Annotated in this window: 6 protein-coding genes; all 6 read left to right on the forward strand. The window is 71.9% G+C overall.

The window, feature by feature from the left end; translation table 11 throughout:
- The first annotated feature begins 40 nt into the window (after positions 1-40).
- A complete protein-coding gene (locus ABRQ22_RS18070; RefSeq protein WP_353707730.1) occupies positions 41-3,919 on the forward strand; it encodes an alpha-L-arabinofuranosidase C-terminal domain-containing protein in 3,879 nt (1,292 codons plus the stop codon).
- Between the two features lie 214 nt (positions 3,920-4,133).
- Entirely contained in the window at positions 4,134-8,324 is a 4,191-nt protein-coding gene (locus ABRQ22_RS18075) for a beta-L-arabinofuranosidase domain-containing protein (protein WP_353707731.1), read from the forward strand.
- Positions 8,325-8,491: 167 nt separating this feature from the next.
- Positions 8,492-11,386 (forward strand): family 43 glycosylhydrolase, encoded by a 2,895-nt coding sequence (locus tag ABRQ22_RS18080; protein ID WP_353707732.1) that lies wholly within the window; start codon positions 8,492-8,494, stop codon positions 11,384-11,386.
- Positions 11,387-11,538: 152 nt separating this feature from the next.
- Complete coding sequence (locus ABRQ22_RS18085) at positions 11,539-13,956, forward strand: family 43 glycosylhydrolase (protein WP_353707733.1); 2,418 nt, start codon at positions 11,539-11,541, stop codon at positions 13,954-13,956.
- 239 nt (positions 13,957-14,195) lie between these two features.
- A complete protein-coding gene (locus ABRQ22_RS18090; RefSeq protein ID WP_353707734.1) occupies positions 14,196-19,133 on the forward strand; it encodes a family 43 glycosylhydrolase in 4,938 nt (1,645 codons plus the stop codon).
- Positions 19,134-19,246: 113 nt separating this feature from the next.
- Positions 19,247-21,823, forward strand: a complete 2,577-nt coding sequence (locus tag ABRQ22_RS18095; protein WP_353707735.1) for an immunoglobulin-like domain-containing protein — start codon at positions 19,247-19,249, stop codon at positions 21,821-21,823.
- Positions 21,824-21,851: the final 28 nt, after the last annotated feature.

Consider the following 21,851-nt stretch of genomic DNA (forward strand, 5'->3'; position numbering starts at 1 on the left):
CACGCAATGGTGCGTGTCTCTCGACGATGAGAGGAAGCCCATGGATACGTCCTTCCACCCTCCACGGCCCCGCACGGCCCGCCGCCGGGCGGTCGCGCTGGCCGTCGCGACCGGCCTGGTCGGCACGGTCGCGCTCGCGACGTCGGTGCCCGCCACCGCCGCGGAGCCCGACCTGCCGGACGGCGCGTGGGTCGACGCGTTCGACGGCGCCGGCCTCGGCCCCGACTGGACGGTCGTCAACCCCGTTCCCGAGGCGCTGTCCGTCGCCGGCGGGAAGCTCACGCTCGCGTCGCAGCCCGGCGACACCTACCAGGACGCGAACAGCGCGAAGAACGTCGTGCTGCTCGACGTGCCGGCGGGCGACTTCACCGTCGTCACGCACGTGGAGGCGCCCGTCGCCTCCGTCTACCAGGGCGCGGGTCTCGTCGCGTGGCAGGACATGGACAACTACGTCCGGTCCGGGCTGACCTTCGTGGGCGACCTCTCGCCGTCGGGCCGCGCGATCGAGAACGACGTCGAGACCGGCGGCGTCTTCACCGCGGCCGCCTTCACGGACCGCCCGGGCTCCACCGGGGAGACGCTGCGCATGCAGCGCACCGGCGACACCATCGCGACGAGCTTCTGGGACGGCGCCGCGTGGCAGCCCGCGGGCTCCGTGACCGTCGACTTCCCGACGACGCACGTCGGCCTGTACGCGCTCGCCGCGCAGAACGGCACGTCGCACGCGGCGGCGTTCGACTACGTGGCGCTCCAGGCCGCCGAGGGCGCCGACCAGGTGCCCGACGGCGCGTTCACGCTCGCGGGTCCCGGCGACGCCCGGTACCTCGTGGCGACCGACGACGGCCTGGCCCTCGACGACGAACGCCCCGCGACGACGGTCGCGCTCGCCGCGACCGGGGTCGACGGCCCCGACGGCACGTCCCCGGTCACGCTCACGGCGGGCGACCGCCCCGTCGTCGTGACCGGCGCGTCCCGGCTCTCCCTCGGAGCCGCGGGCGACGACGCGACCGCGCTGCGGCTCACCGACGCGGGCGGCGGCACGGTCTGGCTGCGCGACGCGGCCGACCCGGAGCGGTACGCCGGCGTGCGCGCGTCCGACGGCGCGCTCGTCCTCGGCCCGCGCGACGCGGCCACGAAGCTCACGGTCACGCCCGCCACGAGCGCGGACCACGAGATCACCGTGGACCTCGCCGGCGAGCGCACGGAGATGAGCGACGAGCTGTACGGCATCTTCTACGAGGACATCAACTACGCGGCCGACGGCGGCCTGTACGCGGAGCTCGTGCGCAACCGGTCGTTCGAGTTCACCTCCCAGGACAACGGGTCGTTCACGGGGCTCACCGCATGGAGCGCCGCGAACCGCGGCGGCGCGACGGCCACGACGCAGGTCGTGAACGACGCCGGGCGGCTCAACGCGACGAACCGCACCTACCTCAACCTGACGACGACCGCCGCGGGCGCCGGGGTGCGCAACGCCGGGTACAACACGGGCCTGTTCGTCGAGGAGGGGGAGTCGTACGACTTCTCCGTCTGGGCGCGGTCGGCGACGGCGCAGACCGTCACCGTGCGCGTCGAGGACGCCGCCGGGACCACGGCGTACGCGACCGGCCAGGTCGCCGTCGACGGCTCGAACGCGTGGAAGAAGTACGACGTCACGCTCACCGCGACCGGCACGACGAACGCCGGGCGGCTCGCGCTGCTCTCCGGCGCGGCGGGCACGCTCGCGCTCGACCAGGTGTCGCTCTTCCCGCAGGACACGTGGGTCGGGCCGGTCAACGGGAAGTCGGTGCTCCGCAAGGACCTCGCCGAGAAGATCGACGCGCTCGACCCGCAGTTCCTCCGCTTCCCCGGCGGCTGCGTGACGAACGTCGGCACGTTCCGCACGTACGAGGAGTCGGGCTTCACCGACCGTCGCCGCACGTACCAGTGGAAGGAGACGATCGGCCCGGTCGAGGAGCGCGCGACCAACTGGAACTTCTGGGGCTACAACCAGTCGTACGGCATCGGGTACCTCGAGTACTTCCTCTTCGCGGAGGACCTCGGTGCGACGCCGCTGCCCGTCGTGTCGGTCGGCGCCAACGGCTGCGGCAGCACGATCCCCGAGATGACGGACCCGGCGCAGATCCAGCGCTGGGTGGACGACACGGTGGACCTCATCGAGTTCGCCAACGGCGACGTGACGACCGAGTGGGGCGCCGTGCGGGCCGAGCTGGGCCACCCCGAGCCGTTCGGCCTGAAGTACGTCGGCCTCGGCAACGAGGAGAACACGAAGACGTTCGAGGCCAACTTCCCGGCGTTCCGCGACGCGATCGCGGCCGCCTACCCGGACGTCCAGATCATCTCGAACTCCGGCCCGGACGACACGGGCCAGCGCTTCGACGAGCTCTGGGAGTTCAACCGCGAGCAGGACGTCGACCTCGTCGACGAGCACTACTACAACGACCCGCAGTGGTTCCTCGAGAACGACGAGCGCTACGACTCCTACGACCGCGAGGGGCCGCACGTGTTCCTCGGCGAGTACGCGTCGCGCGGCAACACCTTCGCCAACGCGCTCGCGGAGGCGTCGTTCATGACCGGTCTGGAGCGCAACTCCGACGTCGTGCGGCTCGCGTCGTACGCGCCGCTGCTCGCGAACGAGTCGTACGTCCAGTGGTCGCCCGACGCGATCTGGTTCGACAACGACGAGTCGTGGGGCTCGGTGAACTACTACGTCCAGCAGATGTTCTCCGCGAACGCGGGCGACGAGGTCGTGCCGAGCACGCACGCGGGCCCGGTGCCCGCCGACGCGACGCTCGACGGCGGCGTGTTCCTCTCCACGTGGAACACGGCCGCGCAGTACGACAACGTGCGCGTCACCGACAACGCGAGCGGCGAGGTGCTCTTCGCGGACGACTTCGAGTCCGGGGCGTCGCAGTGGGAGCCGCAGTCGGGCACCTGGGCGGCGCAGGACGGCGCCTACGTCCAGTCGGCGACGAACGTCACCGACGCCCGGTCGATCGTCGCCGGCGCGTACGCGAAGGACTGGTCGAGCTACACGCTCGAGCTCGACGCGCGCAAGACGTCGGGTGCCGAGGGCTTCCTCGTCGGCTTCGCCGCGGGCGGCCCGAACGACTACTACTGGTGGAACCTCGGCGGGTGGAACAACTCGCGCCAGGCCCTCCAGCGCGCGTCGGGCGGGAGCGCCAACGAGGTGAAGGCCGTCGAGAACCACTCCATCGAGGCCGGCCAGCCGTACCACGTCAAGGTCGTCGTCGAGGGCTCGACCATCGAGCTCTACCTCGACGGCGAGCTCCAGATGTCCTACGAGCAGCCGTCGACCAAGTCGCTCTACCAGGTCGTCACGCGCGACGACGACACGGGCGACGTCGTCGTCAAGGTCGTCAACCCCACCGCGACCGCGGCGCGCACGCAGGTGCACGTCGAGGGGCTCGGGGCCGGCACGAGCATCGCGTCCGAGGCGACGGTCACGGAGATGGTGGGCGCGCCGTCGGACACCAACACCAAGGCCGACCCCGAGCGGGTCGTCCCGGTGGAGCGGACGCTGACGGGCGTGGGGGAGGAGTTCTCCTACGAGTTCCCCGCGCACTCGATCACGTTCGTGCGGCTGCACGCATCCGACGCGGCGCCCGAGCTCGACCTCGCGGTCGAGGTCTCGCCGCGCTGCCTGGCGGGGAAGGCGTACGTCGCCGTGCGCGCGACGAACGGCGAGGACGTCCTGGTCTCGGTGACGCTCTCCACGCCGTTCGGGCAGAAGACGGTCGCGGACGTGGCGCCGGGCAAGAACGTGTACCAGTCGTTCGCGGCGCGTGCGACGTCGGCCCCGGCCGGCACCGCGACCGTCACGGGCACGGCGGTGGTCGACGGCGAGCAGGTCACCACGACCGTCGACGTCGCCTACGACGCGCTCGACTGCGGCTGACCCCGAGGTAGAGCCCTGGTCGCCCGAGGTAGAGGCGTGGTCATGACCACGCCTCTACCTCGGCGACACAGCGGCTGAGCAGAACTCTTCCCTCGTGGCCGGTCCGGCAGGCCACGAGGGCGCGGCCCGCGCGCGCCTCGCGCGGGCCGCCCCACCCGACGAACCCGTCCGACGCGCGGACGACGACGCCCGCGCGCGACCCTGAGGAGCAACGATGCACCCCCGACCGACCGACGGCGTCCGCCGTCGACCCGGCGGCGCGGCCCGGCTCGCGGCCGTGGCGGCCGCCGCCGCGCTCGCCGTGACCGCGTGGGCACCGTCCGCCGTCGCGGCCGACGCCCTGCCCGCGCCCGTCCTCGACCTCGCGTTCGACGGCGACGTCGCCGACGCGAGCTCCCTCGCCCACCCCGTGGCCCTGCGCGGCCACACCGGCTCCGTGCCGACCGGCTACTCCTACGTCGACGGTGTCGACGGGGAGGGCCAGGCCCTGCGCCTGAGCGGGAGCACGTACCTCGACCTCGGGTCGTCGACCGCGCTGCAGCCCGAGGACCTGACGCTCTCGTTCTGGGTGGAGCCCAGCGGCAAGCTCTCGGGCGAGCACGTGATCACGTGGAACAAGCGGGCCTACAACTCCGACGGCTGGTACCTGTCGTCCGAGTCGGACACGGTGCCGCTCGCGCTGTCGGTCGGGCCGGCGTCGGGCCAGCCGTACAAGGTCCGCGTCGCGAGCTCCGACCGTGCGGCGTTCTTCCCGGCGGACGAGTGGACGCACGTCGTCGTCACGTACGACCACGTGACGAAGGACGTCGCGTTCTACCGCAACGGCGAGAAGGTCCCGTCCACGGTGGCCAACGCCGTCGGCGGCGACGCGACCGGCGTGCTCGGCTCCGACCCGGCGCTGCCCAAGACGATCGGCTTCAACGGGCCGCAGTACAACGGCGCGTACCTCAAGGCGACGCTCGACGACTACCGCGTGTACGACGCCGTCGCGGACCTGGGCGACGTCGTCGGGCTGTACGAGGAGAGCGGGCGCACGGTCGATCGCGACGCCGTCGCGCAGGACGACGCCGACGCGCTGTCGCTGCCCGAGCGCGCGACCGTCGCGCTCGTGCTCCCGACGACGGGCTCGCGCGGGTCGACCGTGTCGTGGCGGTCGTCGCACCCCGACGTGATCGCGACCGACGGGACCGTGGTGCGGCCCGCGATCGGCGAGGACGACGCGCACGTCACGCTCACCGCGACGGTGCGCTACCTCGACGGCGAGCCCGTGACGCGCGACCTCGAGGTCGTCGTGCCGGCGTTCGTCGACGAGACGCCGCTCGAGGACACGGCGCTGCCGTCCGTGCTGCTCTCCGACGACTTCCTCCAGAACGCCGCGGCGAAGGAGCACGAGTACCTGCTGAGCCTCGACTCCGAGACGTTCCTCTACGAGTTCTACAAGGTCGGTGGGCTCACCCCGACCACGGCCGCCGGGTACGGCGGCTGGGAGCGCAGCAACGCGGTGAACTTCCGCGGCCACGCGTTCGGCCACTACCTGTCGGCGCTCGCGATGTCGTGGTCCTCGACCCGGGACCCGGAGACCAAGGACGCGCTGTTCACCGAGATCGAGGAGGGCGTGGGCGGGCTCGCGCGCGTGCAGGACGCGTACGCCGCCGCCCACCCCGGCTCGGCCGGGTACGTCTCGGCGTTCCGCGAGTCGATCCTCGACCAGGTGCAGGGCACCGGGACGTCGGACGAGAACGTCATCGTGCCCTGGTACAACCTGCACAAGGTGCTCGCCGGGCTGCTCGACGTCGCCGAGTACGTCGACGGCCCCGTCGGGGACCAGGCGCTCGCCGTCGCGACCGAGTTCGGGCTCTACGTCCAGGGCCGCGTGGCGAAGCTGCCGAGCACCGACGTCATGCTCCGCACCGAGTACGGCGGCATGAACGAGGCGCTGTACGAGCTGTTCGACCTCACGGGCGACGTCCGGATCAAGGAGGCGGCCGAGGCGTTCGACGAGGTGACGTTCTTCCGCCAGCTCGCCGCGGGCCAGGACGTGCTGCCGGGCAAGCACGCCAACACGCAGATCCCCAAGCTGCTCGGCGCGCTCAAGCGCTACCAGGTGTTCACGCAGAACCCCGAGTACTACGACCTGCTCACGCCCGCCGAGAAGGACGAGCTGCCGATGTACCTCGCGGCGGCGGAGAACTTCTTCGACATCGTGGTGCGCGACCACACGTACGTCACCGGGGCGAACAGCCAGGCCGAGCACTTCCACGCGCCCGGCTCGCTGCACGAGCGCGCCGACGAGCAGGGCACGGCGCGCAACGCCGAGACGGCCGAGACGTGCAACGAGTACAACATGCTCAAGCTCGCGCGCGAGCTGTTCACGCTGAGCAAGGACGTGCGGTACGCGGACTACTACGAGAACACGTTCATCAACACGATCCTCGCGTCGCAGAACCCGGAGACGGGGACGACGACGTACTTCAACCCCATGGCGTCGGGCTACCACCGCGTGTACAACCTGCCGTTCACCGAGTTCTGGTGCTGCACCGGCACGGGCATGGAGAGCTTCTCCAAGCTCGGCGACTCGATCTACTTCACCGGCCAGGGCTCGGTGTGGGTGAACATGTTCTTCTCCTCGACGGTCGAGCACGCCGAGCAGAACCTGCGGCTCACGCAGGAGGCGAACCTGCCGAACGAGGACACGGTGACCTTCCGCGTCGACGCGCTCGACGGCGGCGCGGTCGCCGAGGACGCGACGCTGCGGCTGCGCGTGCCGTCGTGGATCGCGGGTGATCCTGGCCTGGAGGTGAACGGCGCCGCCGTGGAGCCGGTCGTGTCGCGCGGGTACGTCGTGCTGCCCGTCGCCGCGGGCGACGTCGTCCGGTACACGATGCCGATGGCGGCGTCCGTCGTCGACACCCCGGACAACCCGTACTTCGTGGCCTTCCGGTACGGGCCGGTCGTCCTCTCCACGACCCTCGGCGAGGTCCCCGAGCCCGCGTGGCAGGGCACGGGCATCCTCGTCCGCTCCTCCACGCGCGACGCCGACGCCCAGACCACCATCACGGCGGCGAACATGGGCGCCGACGAGTGGAAGGAGCGCATCGCCGAGAACCTCGTGCGCGTCGAGGACGACGCCGAGGGCCGGGTGCAGCTCCGGCTGCGGAACACCGCCGACGGCGGTGACCTCGTCTTCACGCCCCACCACACCAACTGGGACGTGACCTACGGGCTCTACCTCAACCTCGACGAGCCGGACTCCGCGGCGTCGCAGGAGCGCATCCTGCGCGCCAAGGAAGCGCTGCGCGACGCCGACCGCACCGTCGACAGCCTGACGAGCTTCGACAACAACAACTTCGAGAACGCGAAGAACCTCAAGCAGAGCGGGTCGTCGGTCGGGACGTTCTCCGGCCGTCAGTTCCGCCACGCGAACGGCACGGGCTGGTTCAGCTACGACCTGATGATCGACCCGGCCTCGGCGTCGAACCACCTGGGCGTCACGCTGTACTCGGGCGACCAGGGTCGCGTCTTCGACGTGTACGTGAACGACGAGAAGCTGAAGACGATCACCACGGTCGCGAACGCCCCGACCAAGGACGAGCAGGGGTTCTACGTCGACACGACGCAGCTCCCCGCGAAGTACCTCGAGATCGGCGAGAACACGCGGTGGAAGGTCGACAGCGCGGGCGAGTACGTGCTCGACGAGGACGGCAAGCGCATCCCCGTGGTCACCGTGCGCTTCCAGGCGACGGGCGGCTGGGCCGGAGGCGTGTTCGGCGTCCGGGTCGACCGTGCGGCGTCCTACGACGCGACGCCCGGGCTCGCGGCGCTCGCGTTCGACACCGGCGCGCTCGCGCCAGCGTTCGACCCGGCCGTCACGGACTACACGCTCACCGTGCCCGAGGGCACGACGAGCGTCGTGCTCGACGCGGACCCGCACGTGCCGAGCGGCCTGGTCCGTGTCGACGGCGTGCTGATCGACGACACGCAGGGTCGCGTCGTGCCGCTCCCCGCGGACGGGAGCGCGCGGACCGTGGAGGTCGTCGGCGTCGCGCAGGACCACCGGACGGCCACGACCTACCGGGTCGAGATCGTGCCGGGGGCGGCGGCCGTCGTGCCGCTTCACGTCGAGGTCTCCCCGCGCTGCCTCGCGGGCAAGGTCTACGTGGCCGTGCGGGCGACGAACACGGGCGACGCACCGGTGGACGTGACCCTGGCGACGCCGTACGGGGAGAGGTCCTACCCGGCCGTCGCCCCGGGCGCGAACGCGTACCAGTCGTTCGCCGCGCGCTCGGTGTCGGTCCCCGCGGGCACCGTGACCGTCACGGGCTCCGCGGTGCTCGACGGCCCCGACGGCCCGCGCGAGGTCACCACGGCGTACGACGTCCCTCTCGACGCCCGCGCCTGCGGCTGACGCCCGTCCCGCCGACGGAGCGACGCAGTCCGCCGGGGTGGTCCGGGGTCACGGCCCCGGACCACCCCGGCGGACCGTGGCCCGCGCCGGGCGGGCCCGAGAGCGATATCGGTATCGATACCGCTCTCCGCACGATCGACCATGACCTCGACGAGGAGGAGAGAGAGATGAGCAGGCAGGTGAGGGCGGCCGTCGCGGCGGCGCTGGCGGGAGTGCTCGCGCTCGGCGCGAGCACGACGTCCGCGGCGGTGGCGGACGAGTCGAGCGAAGGACCGGGAGGAACGAGCACGATCACCGGGCTGACGACCACCGACCACGGAGACGGGACGTACGGTGTCCCGCTGCTGGGCAGCGACGTCCCCGACATCTCCGTGGCACGCGTCCCCGCGGCCGAGAGCGACGAGGGTCGCGACGTCTACTACATGATCAGCACCACGATGCACCTCGCGCCGGGCGCGCCGATCATGAAGTCGTTCGACCTCGTGAACTGGGAGATCGTCGGGTACGTCTACGACCGGCTCGGCGTGGGCGACGTCTCCTCGCTGCGCAACGGGCAGAACGGCTACGGCAACGGTCAGTGGGCGTCGTCGTTGCGCTACCACGACGGCACGTTCTACGTGGTCTTCAACACCAACGACCTGGGCGGGTCCTACCTCTTCCGCACGGACGACGTCGAGCACGGCGCGTGGGAGCGCACCGCGCTCGGCCGGGGGTTCCACGACCCGTCGCTCTTCTTCGACGAGGCCGACGGCGGGACGCCGTACATCTTCTACGGCTCGGGCGCGACGAGCGCCGTCCGGCTGAACGACGACCTCACCGCGATCGAGGCGGACTTCCCGAACATCTTCCGTGCCGAGGACTACGCGGGCGAGCGGTTCGTCGGCGGGCTGTTCGAGGGCGCCCAGGTGCACTACATCGACGGCGAGTACTACGTCGCGATCATCACGTGGCCGAGCGGCCAGAACCGCCAGGAGGTGCTCTTCCGCTCGCCGCACCTCCTCGGTCGCTACGAGACCGCCGACGGGTCGAACCCGTACGTGGCGCGCAGCGCGCTGAACTCCGACGGCTTCGCCCAGGGCGGGCTCGTCGAGGTGCCCGACGGCGCGGGCGGCTACGAGTGGTGGGGCATGTTCTTCCGCGACACCTACCCGCTCGGCCGCATCCCCGCGCTCATCCCCGCGACGTGGGAGGACGGATGGCCCACGTTCGGTGACGACGGCGTCGTCCGCGTCGGCGACACGTTCGCCAAGCCGATCGTGCTGGACGCGGCGACGGAGCGGCGGGAGCGGCTGAAGAGCATCGTCGCCTCCGACGACTTCGCGAACGACGCCGAGCACCGCGCGTTCAGCGACACCGTCTGGGAGGTCCCCGACGCGCCCACGTACGACGAGTCCCTGCTCGGCGTCGAGCTCGTCGCCAACCCCGGGTTCGAGGACCCGACGACCGCACCCTGGGCAGCGCAGTTCGGGGCGACGCTGACGCGCGAGACGAGCGGCGCCGCGTCGGGAACGGGCGCGCTGCGCGTCGCGGGCCGGACGCTCAACGGCTCCGGCCCGAACCAGCAGCTCGGCGGGAAGATCCAGGCGGGCGTGACCTACGAGGTCTCGGCCCGGGTCCGGTACGCCACGGGGCCCTCGACGGTCCGCTTCAACATGGTCGGCGACTGGGGTGCGGGTGTGAAGACCCTGGCCTGGGCGGACGCGACCCCCGGGGAGTGGACCACGGTCCGCGGCACCTACACGGTGCCGACCGGCACGGACGTGAGCACGTTCAAGCTCGCGGTCGAGACGCCGTGGGCGAACCCGCAGCCGCCGTCGTCGAGCGTCGAGTACCTGCTCGACGACGTGTCCGTCGTGGGCCGCGCGCCGGACGTCGAGACGCCCACGCGCGAGGAGGTGTCGTACAACGGCTCCGACCTCGACCTCGCATGGCAGTGGAACCACGCGCCGGACAACCGGTACTGGTCGCTCACCGAGCGCGAGGGCTGGCTGCGCCTGACCAACGGGCACGTCGTCACCGGCGAGGCGGAGTACACCAAGGCGCCCGGGCGCGACCTCACGTATCTCGAGGAGGCGCGCAACACCCTCGGGCAGCGCACGTTCGGCCCGACGTCGTCGGCCCAGACGAGGCTCGACGTCTCCGGCATGCTCGACGGCGACGTCGCCGGGCTCGCCGTCTACGGGCGCAGCTTCGCGTACGCGGGGATCCAGCAGGTCGACGGCGAGCGCACGCTCGGTCTCGTCACCCGGCTCCAGCCGTTCGCCGACACGATCGACCGCGAGGCGGTCGAGTCGTTCGTCCCCGGGTCGCAGGTCCCGCTGGGCGAGCGCACGGACGTCCACCTCAAGGCGGACGCGGACTTCGCCTCGCCGAACGGCCAGCTCTGGGTGCAGTACTCCTACAGCCTCGACGGGCGCACCTGGCAGCCGCTCGGGGCCCGCCAGGGGCCGCTCGTCATGGACTGGAGCCTGTCGCACTTCATGGGGTACCGGTTCGGCCTCTTCTCCTACGCCAAGGAGCGGACCGGCGGCCACGTGGACTTCGACCACTTCCTCCTGAGCGACGTGCTCGACGCGGACGGCGGCGCCGACCGGACGGCGCTCGACGCCGTCGTCGCCGAGGCCGAGGGGCTCGATCCGGCGCACTACACGGCCGAGTCGTGGTCCGCCGTCGCGAAGGAGCTGGCGGCGGCGCGGGCCACGACCGCGCCGTCGACGCAGAACGAGGCCGACGCGCCCGCGCGGGCGCTCGCGCTCGCCGTCGCGTCGCTCGTGCGGGCCGACGTCGCCGAGGTCGCGTTCACGGCCGAGGCGAGCGTGCGCGCGCTCGCCGGGAAGGACTACGTCGCCGTGCGCGTGACGAACGACGAGGACGTGCCCGTCGACGTCGTCGTCACCACGCCGTACGGCAGCCGGTCGTTCGCCGACGTCGCGCCGGGCCGCCACGCGTACCAGGCCTTCGCGAGCCGCCTCGCGAGCGCCCCGGCGGGCGAGGTGACGGTCTCGGTCACCCGCTCGACCGACGGGTCCACCGCGACCCGCACGGTCACGTACGGCGGCTGACGCGCCGCCGACCCGCCGGCGGGTCGCTCGGGCGGGCCGCCGGTCCCGGACGAGAGGAGGGCGCACGACGACGGCGCGACACCGCCGTCGGGCACGACCGTCCGCGCGAGGCGCGCGGACGAGGCACGACACACATCGATCGAGGAGGATCCATGGACACGCACCACCGCAGACGACGCCGCCTGCGCGGCGCCGTCGCCGGGGCCGCGCTCGCGACGCTGCTCTCGGCGTCGCTCGCCGCGCTCCCGTCGTACGCCGCGGACGAGGAGCTGGTCGTCAACGGCGGCTTCGAGGACGGCACGACCGGCTGGTTCGTCAACAACGGCAACGCGACCGACAAGGCCGTGCTGTCGACCACCGACCAGGCGTTCGCGGGCGAGGCCGCGGCCCTGACCACCGAGCGCGCGACGACCGGCTCCGGTCCGATGCAGGACCTCAGCGGCAAGGTCCGCGCGGGCGAGACGTACGAGCTCACCGCGAAGATCCGGTACGACGCCGCCGCGGCCCCGGCCACCAAGCAGTTCTTCGCCACGATGCACTACGGCGGGGGGACGTACACGAACCTGGTGAGCGTCACCGCGACCAAGGGCCAGTGGGCGACGTTCGACGGCCGGTTCACGATCCCGGCCGACCAGAACGTCAGCACGGCGCGGCTGTTCTTCGAGACGCCGTGGACGAGCAACCCGTCCGCCGACCCGGCGACGCACCTCATGGACTTCGTGCTCGACGACGTCTCCGTCGTCGGCGCGGCCCCGCCCGGGCCGCCCTCGAAGACCATCGAGGTCCTCGGCAAGCTGCCCGGCGAGCACAACCCGCTCATCTCCCACAAGTTCGGGGCCGACGGGTTCGGGTTCGTCGAGGACGGGCGCGTGTACATGTACATGACGAACGACACCCAGGGCTATGCGCCCGACCCGGTGACGGGCGTCTCGCCGCAGATCAACTACGGCAGCATCAACCAGATCACGCTCATCTCGTCCGAGGACCTCGTGAACTGGACGGACCACGGCGAGATCCAGGTCGCCGGACCCCAGGGCGTCGCGCCGTTCACCAACAACTCGTGGGCGCCGGGCATGGCGAAGAAGACCGTCGACGGCGTCGACAAGTACTTCCTCTACTACGCCAACGGCGGCGGGTCGTCGAACGTCATCACGGGCGCCTCGCCGCTCGGGCCGTGGACGAGCGAGCGCGACAGCACGCTCATCGACGGGCGCACCCCGGGCGCCGAGGCCGTGGCCTGGAAGTTCGACCCCGCGCCGCTCGTCACCGACGAGGGCGCGTACCTCTACTTCGGCGGCGGCCCGGCGTCGACGTCGATGCCCGCGGCGGAGCGGTTCAACAACCCGAAGAACATCCGCGTCATCGAGCTCGGCGACGACATGGTCTCGACGCAGGGCACCGCGGCCGTCGTGGACGCGCCCGTGGCGTTCGAGGCGGCGCAGGTCTTCGAGCGCGACGGGAAGTACTACCTGTCGTACTCGTCGCACTTCGGCGGGAACGACTTCGGCGGCAACCAGGCCACGCTCCCGGGGTACCCGGGCGGCGGGCAGATCGGCTACATGATCTCCGACGACCCGATGTCGTTCCCCAAGGAGACGTACGCCGGCGTGATGTTCCCGAACCAGTCGCAGTTCTTCGGCGCGGGCACGGGCGGCAACAACCACCAGTCGGTGTTCGAGCTGGACGGCAAGTACTACTTCACGTACCACGCGCCGACGCTCAACAAGCGCATCAACGGGAACACCACGCAGGGCTACCGCAGCCCGCACATCCAGGAGCTGACGTTCAACGCGGACGGCACGGTCCAGCAGGTCGTCGGGGACTACGCGGGCGTGGACCAGGTCAAGGACCTCGACCCGTTCCAGGTGCTCGAGGCCGAGACGTTCGCCTGGCAGCAGGGCCTCGCCACCGCGAAGGTCGACGGCGGCTCGGCGCAGTTCGGGGACGCGGCGCCGAACCTCGTCGTCCGCGACGTCGACGCCGGGGACTGGTCGGCGCTGTCGTCGGTCGACTTCGGTGACGGTGCCGCGAGCGTCACGGCGCGCGTCAAGCCGCTCGTCGAGGGCGCCACCGTCGAGGTGCGCCTCGACGACCGCGAGGGTGCCGTCGTCGGGACGCTCGACCTCGACACCCCCGTCGGCGAGTGGGCGGACGTGACCGCCGCCCTCGAGGGGGCGAGCGGCGTCCACGACGTGTACTTCACGTTCGCCGGCCCCGCGGGCGCCGACCTCGTCGAGGTGGACACGTGGGAGTTCGCGGCCGACGCCGCCGCCCCGGCCGTCGAGCTCGACGTGACCGCGTCCGCACGCTGCCTCGCGGGCAAGGCCTACGTGGCGGTGCGCGCGACGAACTCCGGGGACGTCCCGGCCGACGTCACGCTCGCCACGCCGTTCGGCACGCGCGTCGTGGAGGACGTCGCGCCGGGCGCGAACGCGTACCAGTCGTTCGCGGCCCGGTCCACGTCGCTCGCGGCCGGGGTCGCGTCCGTCACGGGCACGGCCGTGCTCGACGGCGCCGACGTGAGCACGCCGTACGAGGCCGCGTTCGACGCGCTGGCCTGCGGGGGCTGAGGACGGGACGGACGGCGCGCACCTCGCGCCGAGACCCCCGGGGAGCGGGTCGGCGTCCCGGACGCCGGCCCGCTCCGCCGCTGGAGCCGGGCGCCGCAGGAAACTCGATATCGGTTTCCACGACGTAGAGCGCCCTGGACCCTCGTCATGTTTGCGCTCACATGTTAGCGTTCACACGCGCGTCCGACGACGGACCTGCGACCGGCGCTGCCGCCGGGCACGACGACGAGGAGTCACCGATGACCTCACGCCACGAACCACCCCCGACGCCCGCGGAGCCCCGCGCCCGACGCCGACGCCGCTCGCTCGCCGCGCTGCTCGGGCTCGCGCTGGTGGCACCGCTCGCGCCCGTGGGCGCGGCGGCCGCCGGCCCGATGCCCGCGGCACCCGCGCCGGTCCCGGCTGCGGCCGAGCCGAGCGCGGAGGGGCTTCGGCTCTGGCTCCCGCTCGACGAGACCGCGGGCACCGTCGCGCACGACGCCTCCGGCAACGGCCTGGACGGGACCCTCACCGGCTCCGGCGGCGGCTGGCAGCCCGGCCAGGGCCTGACGTTCGGCGGGTCGAACCACGTCGACCTGCCCGACGACCTCCTCGCCGGCTACGACGCCGTGACGGTGAGCGCGGACGTGTGGGTCGACGCGTCGCTGACCGGCAACTACTTCTTCTACACCCTCGGCAACCCGGCGGTCGGCACCCCGCAGTCCGGGAACGGCTACCTGTTCTCGACGGGCAACGCGAACTACCGTGCGTCGATCTCCGACCTCGCGTGGGGTCGCGAGCAGAACACCGCCAAGGCCCCCGCCGCCGCGCTGCAGCGCGGAGTCTGGAAGACGATCACGTACACGCTCGGCGGTGGCACCGCGCGGCTGTACGAGGACGGCGCGCAGGTCGGGCAGAACACCGCGGTGACCATCACGCCCGGTGCGATCGGCGGCGGCACGACGACCGCGAACGCGCTCGGGAAGTCGGCCTACGCCGCCGACAACCTCTTCAAGGGCCGCATGAAGGACTTCCGGCTCTACGACCGCGCGCTCACCGCGCAGGAGGTCGCCGACCTCGCGTCCACCGGCGCGCAGCACGCCGTCGCGGCCGACGCCGCGGCCCTCGACCTCGGCGACACGACCGCCGTCGTCACCGACCTCGCGCTCCCCGCGAAGGGCGTCGGCGGCTCGGCGGTGACCTGGGCCAGCTCCGACGAGGCGGTCGTCTCCGCGAGCGGTGCGGTCACGCGGCCCGCGGGCGACGAGCCCGCGACCGCGACGCTCACCGCGACGGTGGCCCTGCGCGGCGCGACCGAGACGCGGACGTTCGACGTCACGGTCCTGCCGGGCGACGGCGACCAGGCCAAGGCGGACGCCGCGGCCGCCGCGCTCGAGGTGACGAACCTCGACGACGTGCGCGGCAACCTGACCCTGCCCGCCACCGGGCTGCACGGCGCGAGCGTGACCTGGGCGTCGTCGTCGGGCACGATCACCCCGACGGGTGAGGTGACGCGCCCGGGCCACGGCGAGGACGCGGAGACCGTGACCCTCACCGCGACGGTGACCGTGGGCGAGGCGACCGCCACGCGCGAGCTCGCGGCGCACGTCCCCGCGCTGCCCGAGCAGGAGGACCTCGCGGGCTACCTCTTCTCCTACTTCGTGGGCGAGGGCACCGCCACGGGCGAGCAGGTCTACTTCGGGCTCAGCCAGGGCAACGACCCGCTCAAGTACCAGAACCTCAACGACAACCAGCCCGTCCTCACGTCCGAGCTGGGGGAGAAGGGCCTGCGGGACCCGTTCATCATCCGCTCGCCCGAGGGCGACAAGTTCTACCAGATCGCGACCGACCTGCGGATCTACGACGGCAACGGCTGGGACGCGGCGCAGCGCACGGGCTCGAAGTCGATCATGGTGTGGGAGTCCACGGACCTCGTGAACTGGACCGACCAGCGCCTCGTGCAGGTCTCGCCTGACACCGCCGGCAACACGTGGGCGCCGGAGGCGTACTACGACGAGACGATCGGCGCGTACGTCGTGTTCTGGGCCTCGAAGCTCTACGCGGAGGACGACCCGGACCACACCGGCAACACCTACAACCGCATGATGTACGCCACGACGCGCGACTTCGTGACGTTCAGCGAGGCGCAGGTGTGGGTCGACCCGGGCTACTCGGTCATCGACTCGACCGTGACGCGGCACGACGGCCAGTACTACCGCTTCACCAAGGACGAGCGGAACAACACGTCGTCCACGCCGTGCTCCAAGTTCATCCTCGCGGAGAAGGCGGCCGAGCTGCGCTCGACGGACTACGAGTTCATCACCGACTGCATCGGCAAGGCGAACTCGCTCGGCGGCGGGATCAACCAGGGCGAGGGCCCGACGATCTTCAAGTCGAACACCGAGGAGAAGTGGTACCTCTTCATCGACGAGTTCGGCGGCCGTGGCTACGTGCCGTTCGAGTCGACCTCGCTCGACGCGGCCGAGTGGACCATGTCCACCGACTACGAGATGCCGTCGCGCCCGCGCCACGGCACGGTGCTCCCCGTGACGCAGGCCGAGTACGACCGCCTGCTGAAGACCTACCAGCCCGACGCGTTCGTCGAGTCCGTCGAGGACGTCGCCGTGACCGTCCAGACCGGCTCCGCGCCGGTGCTGCCCGCGAGCGTCACGGCACGCTTCGCCGACGGGTCCACGGGGTCGGTGGACGTCACGTGGGACGCGGTCGATCCGGCGTCCTACGCGCAGGCGGGCTCGTTCGAGGTGCTGGGCACTCTCGGCGGCGGCGTGAGCGTCCGCGCCCGCGCGGTCGTCACCGTGACCGACGACGTCGTCCCCGTCGAGGGCCTGAGCGTCACCCCCGAGTCGCTCGAGGTGGGCGTCGGCGGCACGCGGCAGCTCACCGCGACCGTCACGCCCGCCAACGCGACGGCGCGCGCGATCACGTGGGCGTCGGACGACGCGGACGTCGCCACGGTCTCGGCCGACGGCGTCGTCACGGGCGTCGGCGAGGGCCACGCGCTCGTCACGGCGACCACGGCCGACGGCTCGCACACCGCGTACGTGGCGGTCGAGGTGACCACGGAGATCCCGGGTCTCGTCGTGCGGTACGCGTTCGACGAGAAGAGCGGCACGGCGGCGGCGAACACCGCGCCCGGGTCGACGTTCGGCCCGGCGACGCTGACCAACGGCGCGGCGTTCTCCGGCACCGGGGAGGGCGTCCGGCTCGACGGGACGGACGACTACGTCGACCTGCCCGACCACCTGCTCGCCGGACTCACCGACGTCACGGTCGCGCTCGACGTCAAGGTCGCGACGGACCAGGCGACGCCGTACTTCGTCTATGGTCTCGGCAACACGAGCGGCACGGCGGGCAACGGGTACCTGTTCACCACGGGCAACGCGTACCGCACGTCGATCGCGACGGGGAACTGGACGACCGAGCAGACCGTCACCAAGAACGCGAACCTCCAGCGCGGGGTGTGGAAGCACCTGACGTACACCTTGTCCGGCACGACGGCCGTGCTCTACGAGGACGGCGTCGAGGTGGGCCGCCAGACGGGCGTCACGATCGACCCGAAGGACATCGGGAACGGCTCGACGCTCGCCAACTACATCGGCCGCTCGCTGTACTCGGGCGACCGCTACCTCAAGGGCTCGGTGCGGGACTTCCGGATCTACGACCGCGCGCTCACGGCGGACGAGGTCTACCAGGTCGGGGCCGACCACACGGCGGTCACGGGTGCCGAGCTCGACGCGCTCAAGGTGCCCGCGATCGTCGACGGGGCGAGCTCGACCGTGACGCTCGCCGTCGAACCGGGCACGGACGTCTCCGCGCTCGCGCCGGTCCTCACGGTCTCGCCGCGCGCGACGGTGACGCCCGCCAACGGCTCGGTGCAGGACCTCACGCAGCCCGTGGCGTACACCGTGACCGGTCCGGACGGGTCGTCGCGCACGTGGACGGTCCAGGCGAAGCAGATGGGCAGCCCCGTGCTGCCGGGGACGTACGCCGACCCGAACATCGCGCAGTTCGGCGGCACGTTCTACCTCTACGCCACGACCGACGGCACGCCGGGCTGGGGCGGCAAGGACTTCTACGTGTGGAAGTCCACCGACCTCGTGACGTGGGAGCGCTCGGAGCAGCCGTTCCTCACGCTCGACGGCGCGAACGGGAACGTCCCCTGGGCGACCGGCAACGCGTGGGCGCCCACGATCATCGAGCGGGACGGGAAGTACTGGTTCTACTTCTCCGGCCACAACCCGACCTACAACCGGAAGACGATCGGCGTCGCGGTGGCCGACAGCCCCGAGGGCCCGTTCACCGCGCAGCCGACGGCGATGATCACCAACGGTGAGGCAGTCACCTCGGGACAGGCCATTGACCCGGCCGCGTTCCGCGACCCGGAGACCGGGAAGTACTGGCTCCTGTGGGGCAACGGCGGCCCGTCGAACGGCCCGGTCATGGCCGAGCTGAACGACGACATGACGTCGATCAAGCAGGACACGCTGCGGCGCATCCCCGGCCTGACCGACTTCCGCGAGGGCCTGTTCCTCAACTACCGGGACGGCGTCTACCACCTCACGTACTCGATCGACGACACGGGCTCGGAGAACTACCGGGTCGGCTACGCGACGTCGGACAGCATCGACGGACCGTGGACGTACCGCGGCGTGATCCTCGAGAAGGACGCCTCGCAGGGCATCCTCGGGACCGGGCACAGCTCGATCCTCAACGTCGAGGGCACGGACGACTGGTACATCGCGTACCACCGGTTCGCGATCCCCGGCGGCGACGGGACGCACCGCGAGACGACGATCGACCGCCTCACGTTCGGCGAGGACGGCCTCATCCAGAAGGTCGTGCCGACGCTCGAGAGCGTGGACCCGGTCGACGTCACCCCCGCGCCCCGGGTCGAGCTGACCGTCGAGGCCACGCCGCGGTGCCTCGCGGGCAAGGTCTACGTCGCGGTCCGGGCGACCAACGCGGGCGACGTGCCCGCCGACGTCACCCTCACGACCCCGTACGGCACGAGGACGTTCGCGGGCGTCGCCCCGGGCGCGAACGCCTACCAGTCGTTCGCGACCCGCGCGACGTCGGTCGAGGCCGGCACCGTGACCGTCACCGGCACGGCGACGCTCGACGGCACCCCGGCCACGACGACGTACGACGTCGCCTACGCCGCGCACGCCTGCGGCTGACGACCCCGCCGAGGTAGAGCCGCAGGTCGCGAGGTAGAGCTCCCCGAGCTCTACCTCGCGACCGCGGGCTCTACCTCGCGGCACGACCTGCATCTCGACGAGGAGAGGACGACATGATTTCCGCACACCGAGGACGCTCGGCGCTCGCCGCCGGGCTCGTGGGGGCGCTCGCCGTCTCCACGCTCGCCACGGCGGTCGCCGCACCGGCCGCCGCAGACGTCGGGGGGCCCACCGACGACGGGCTCGTCGCGTGGTACCCGCTCGACGCCGCGAGCACGACCGGCGGCACGACGGCGAACCTCGCCGAGGGGTCGACGTTCGGCCCGGCCACCCTGGTGGGCGGCACGGCGACCCCCGACGGCACGACGCTCGACGGCACGGACGACTACGTCGACCTGCCGGACCACCTGCTCGCCGGGCTCACCGACGTCACGGTGAGCCTGGACGTGCTCGTGAGCCAGGACCAGGGGACGCCGTACTTCGTCTACGGGCTCGGCAACTCGAGCGGGACCGCGGGCAACGGCTACCTGTTCACGACGGGCAACGCCTACCGGACCTCGATCGCCACCGGGAACTGGTCGACCGAGCAGACGGTGACCAAGGGCTCCAACCTCCAGCGCGGCGTCTGGAAGACCCTCACGTACACGCTCACCGGCACGACCGCGACGCTCTACGAGGACGGCGTGCAGGTCAAGCAGGCCACGAACGTCACGACCGACCCCGGCCAGATCGGGGGCGGGCAGACGACCGCGAACTACGTCGGCCGCTCGCTCTACTCCGGCGACCGGTACCTCAAGGGCCAGGTCCGCGACTTCCGCCTCTACGACCGCGCGCTCACGGCGGCCGAGGCGGGCGAGCTCGCGGCGGAGACCTCGACGGCGGCTGCCGACGCCGACCTCGCCGCGCTCGACCTCGGCGACACGAGCGCCGTCACCACCGACCTCGTGCTGCCCACGACGGGCGCGCAGGGCTCGATCGTCACGTGGACGTCGTCGGACGCGGGCGTCGTCAGCGCCACGGGGAAGGTCACCCGGCCCGCCGCCGGCGAGGACGACGCGACGGTGACGCTCACGGCGCTCGTCACGCGCGGCGCGGTCGCCCGCACCGCGACGTTCGACGTCACCGTGCTCGCCCACCTCGCCCCCGCCGAGGCCGTGGCGTGGGACGCGAGCCACGTCGTCGTGCCGCACCTCGACGACGTGCGCGGCAACCTCACGCTGCCCGCCGACGGGGCCAACGGCTCCGCCCTCACGTGGGAGAGCTCCGACCCCGCGACCGTCTCGGCCACGGGCGAGGTGACGCGGCCCGCCCACGGCGAGCCGGCCGCCGTCGTGCGGCTCACCGCGACCGCGACCAAGGAGGGTGCGACCGCGACGCACACCTACGACGCGACGGTCCGCGCGCTGCCCGCCGCGGCCGACTACGAGGGCTACTTCTTCCCGTACTTCGAGGGGGAGAGCACCGCGGACGGCGAGTCGGTCTACTTCAGCGCGAGCAACGGCAACGACCCGCTCGACTGGGTGGAGCTCAACGACGGCGAGCCCGTGCTCACGTCGACGCTCGGCGAGAAGGGCCTGCGCGACCCGTTCATCATCCGCTCGCCCGAGGGCGACCGGTTCTTCCTCCTCGCGACCGACCTGCGGATCTACGGCGGCAACAACTTCGGCAACGCGCAGGAGCGCGGGTCGCGCGCGCTGATGATCTGGGAGTCGACCGACCTCGTGCACTGGTCCGACCAGCGCATGGTCACGGTGTCGAGCGCGTACGCGGGCAACACGTGGGCGCCCGAGGCGTTCTGGGACGCGCAGCGCGGCGAGTACATCGTCTACTGGGCCTCGGCGCTCTACCCGACGACGTCGACCGACGGCCGCCGCATCGCCGACTCCTACCAGCGCATGATGTACGCCACGACGCGCGACTTCGTGACGTTCTCCGAGCCACAGGTGTGGATCGACGAGAAGCGCGGCAACGGCCTCGGGATGATCGACTCGTCGATCGTCGAGCACGACGGCACGTACTACCGGTTCACCAAGGACGAGGCGTACATGATCCCGCGCCTCGAGAAGTCGACGGACCTGCGCTCGACCGACTGGGACCTCGTCGCCGAGAAGATCGGCTACGGCCAGCCCAACCCGTGGGGCGGCACGCTCACCGCGGGCGAGGGGCCGACCGTCTTCAAGTCGAACACCGAGGAGAAGTGGTACCTCTTCGTCGACCAGCCGAGCTACCACGGCGGCCAGGGCTACCTGCCGCTCGAGTCCACCGACCTCGACTCGGGCGTGTGGACGTCCGTCGACGCCCACCTGCCGAGCAGCCCCCGCCACGGCACCGTCCTGCCGATCACGGCCGCCGAGCACGCCGCGCTCCTCGCGGCCTACGGCGAGCAGCCGCCGGCGCCCGAGCTCGACCTCGCGGTCGAGGTGACACCGCGCTGCCTCGCGGGCAAGGCGTACGTCGCGGTCCGCGCGATGAACGGGGAGGACGTCCCCGTCACGCTGACGCTCACGACGCCGTACGGCGAGAAGACGGTCGCCGACGTCGCGCCGGGCAAGAACGCCTACCAGTCGTTCGCCGCCCGCGCGACGGCGGTCCCGGCCGGGACCGTCACGGTGACCGGCGTCGCGACCCTCGACGGGAAGGAGGTGACGACCACGCGCGAGGCGCAGGTCGACGCGCTCGACTGCGCCTGACACCCGCGAGGCCGCACCCCGCCGAGGG

Source organism: Cellulosimicrobium sp. ES-005, from assembly GCF_040448685.1.
Lineage (GTDB): Bacteria > Actinomycetota > Actinomycetes > Actinomycetales > Cellulomonadaceae > Cellulosimicrobium > Cellulosimicrobium cellulans_G.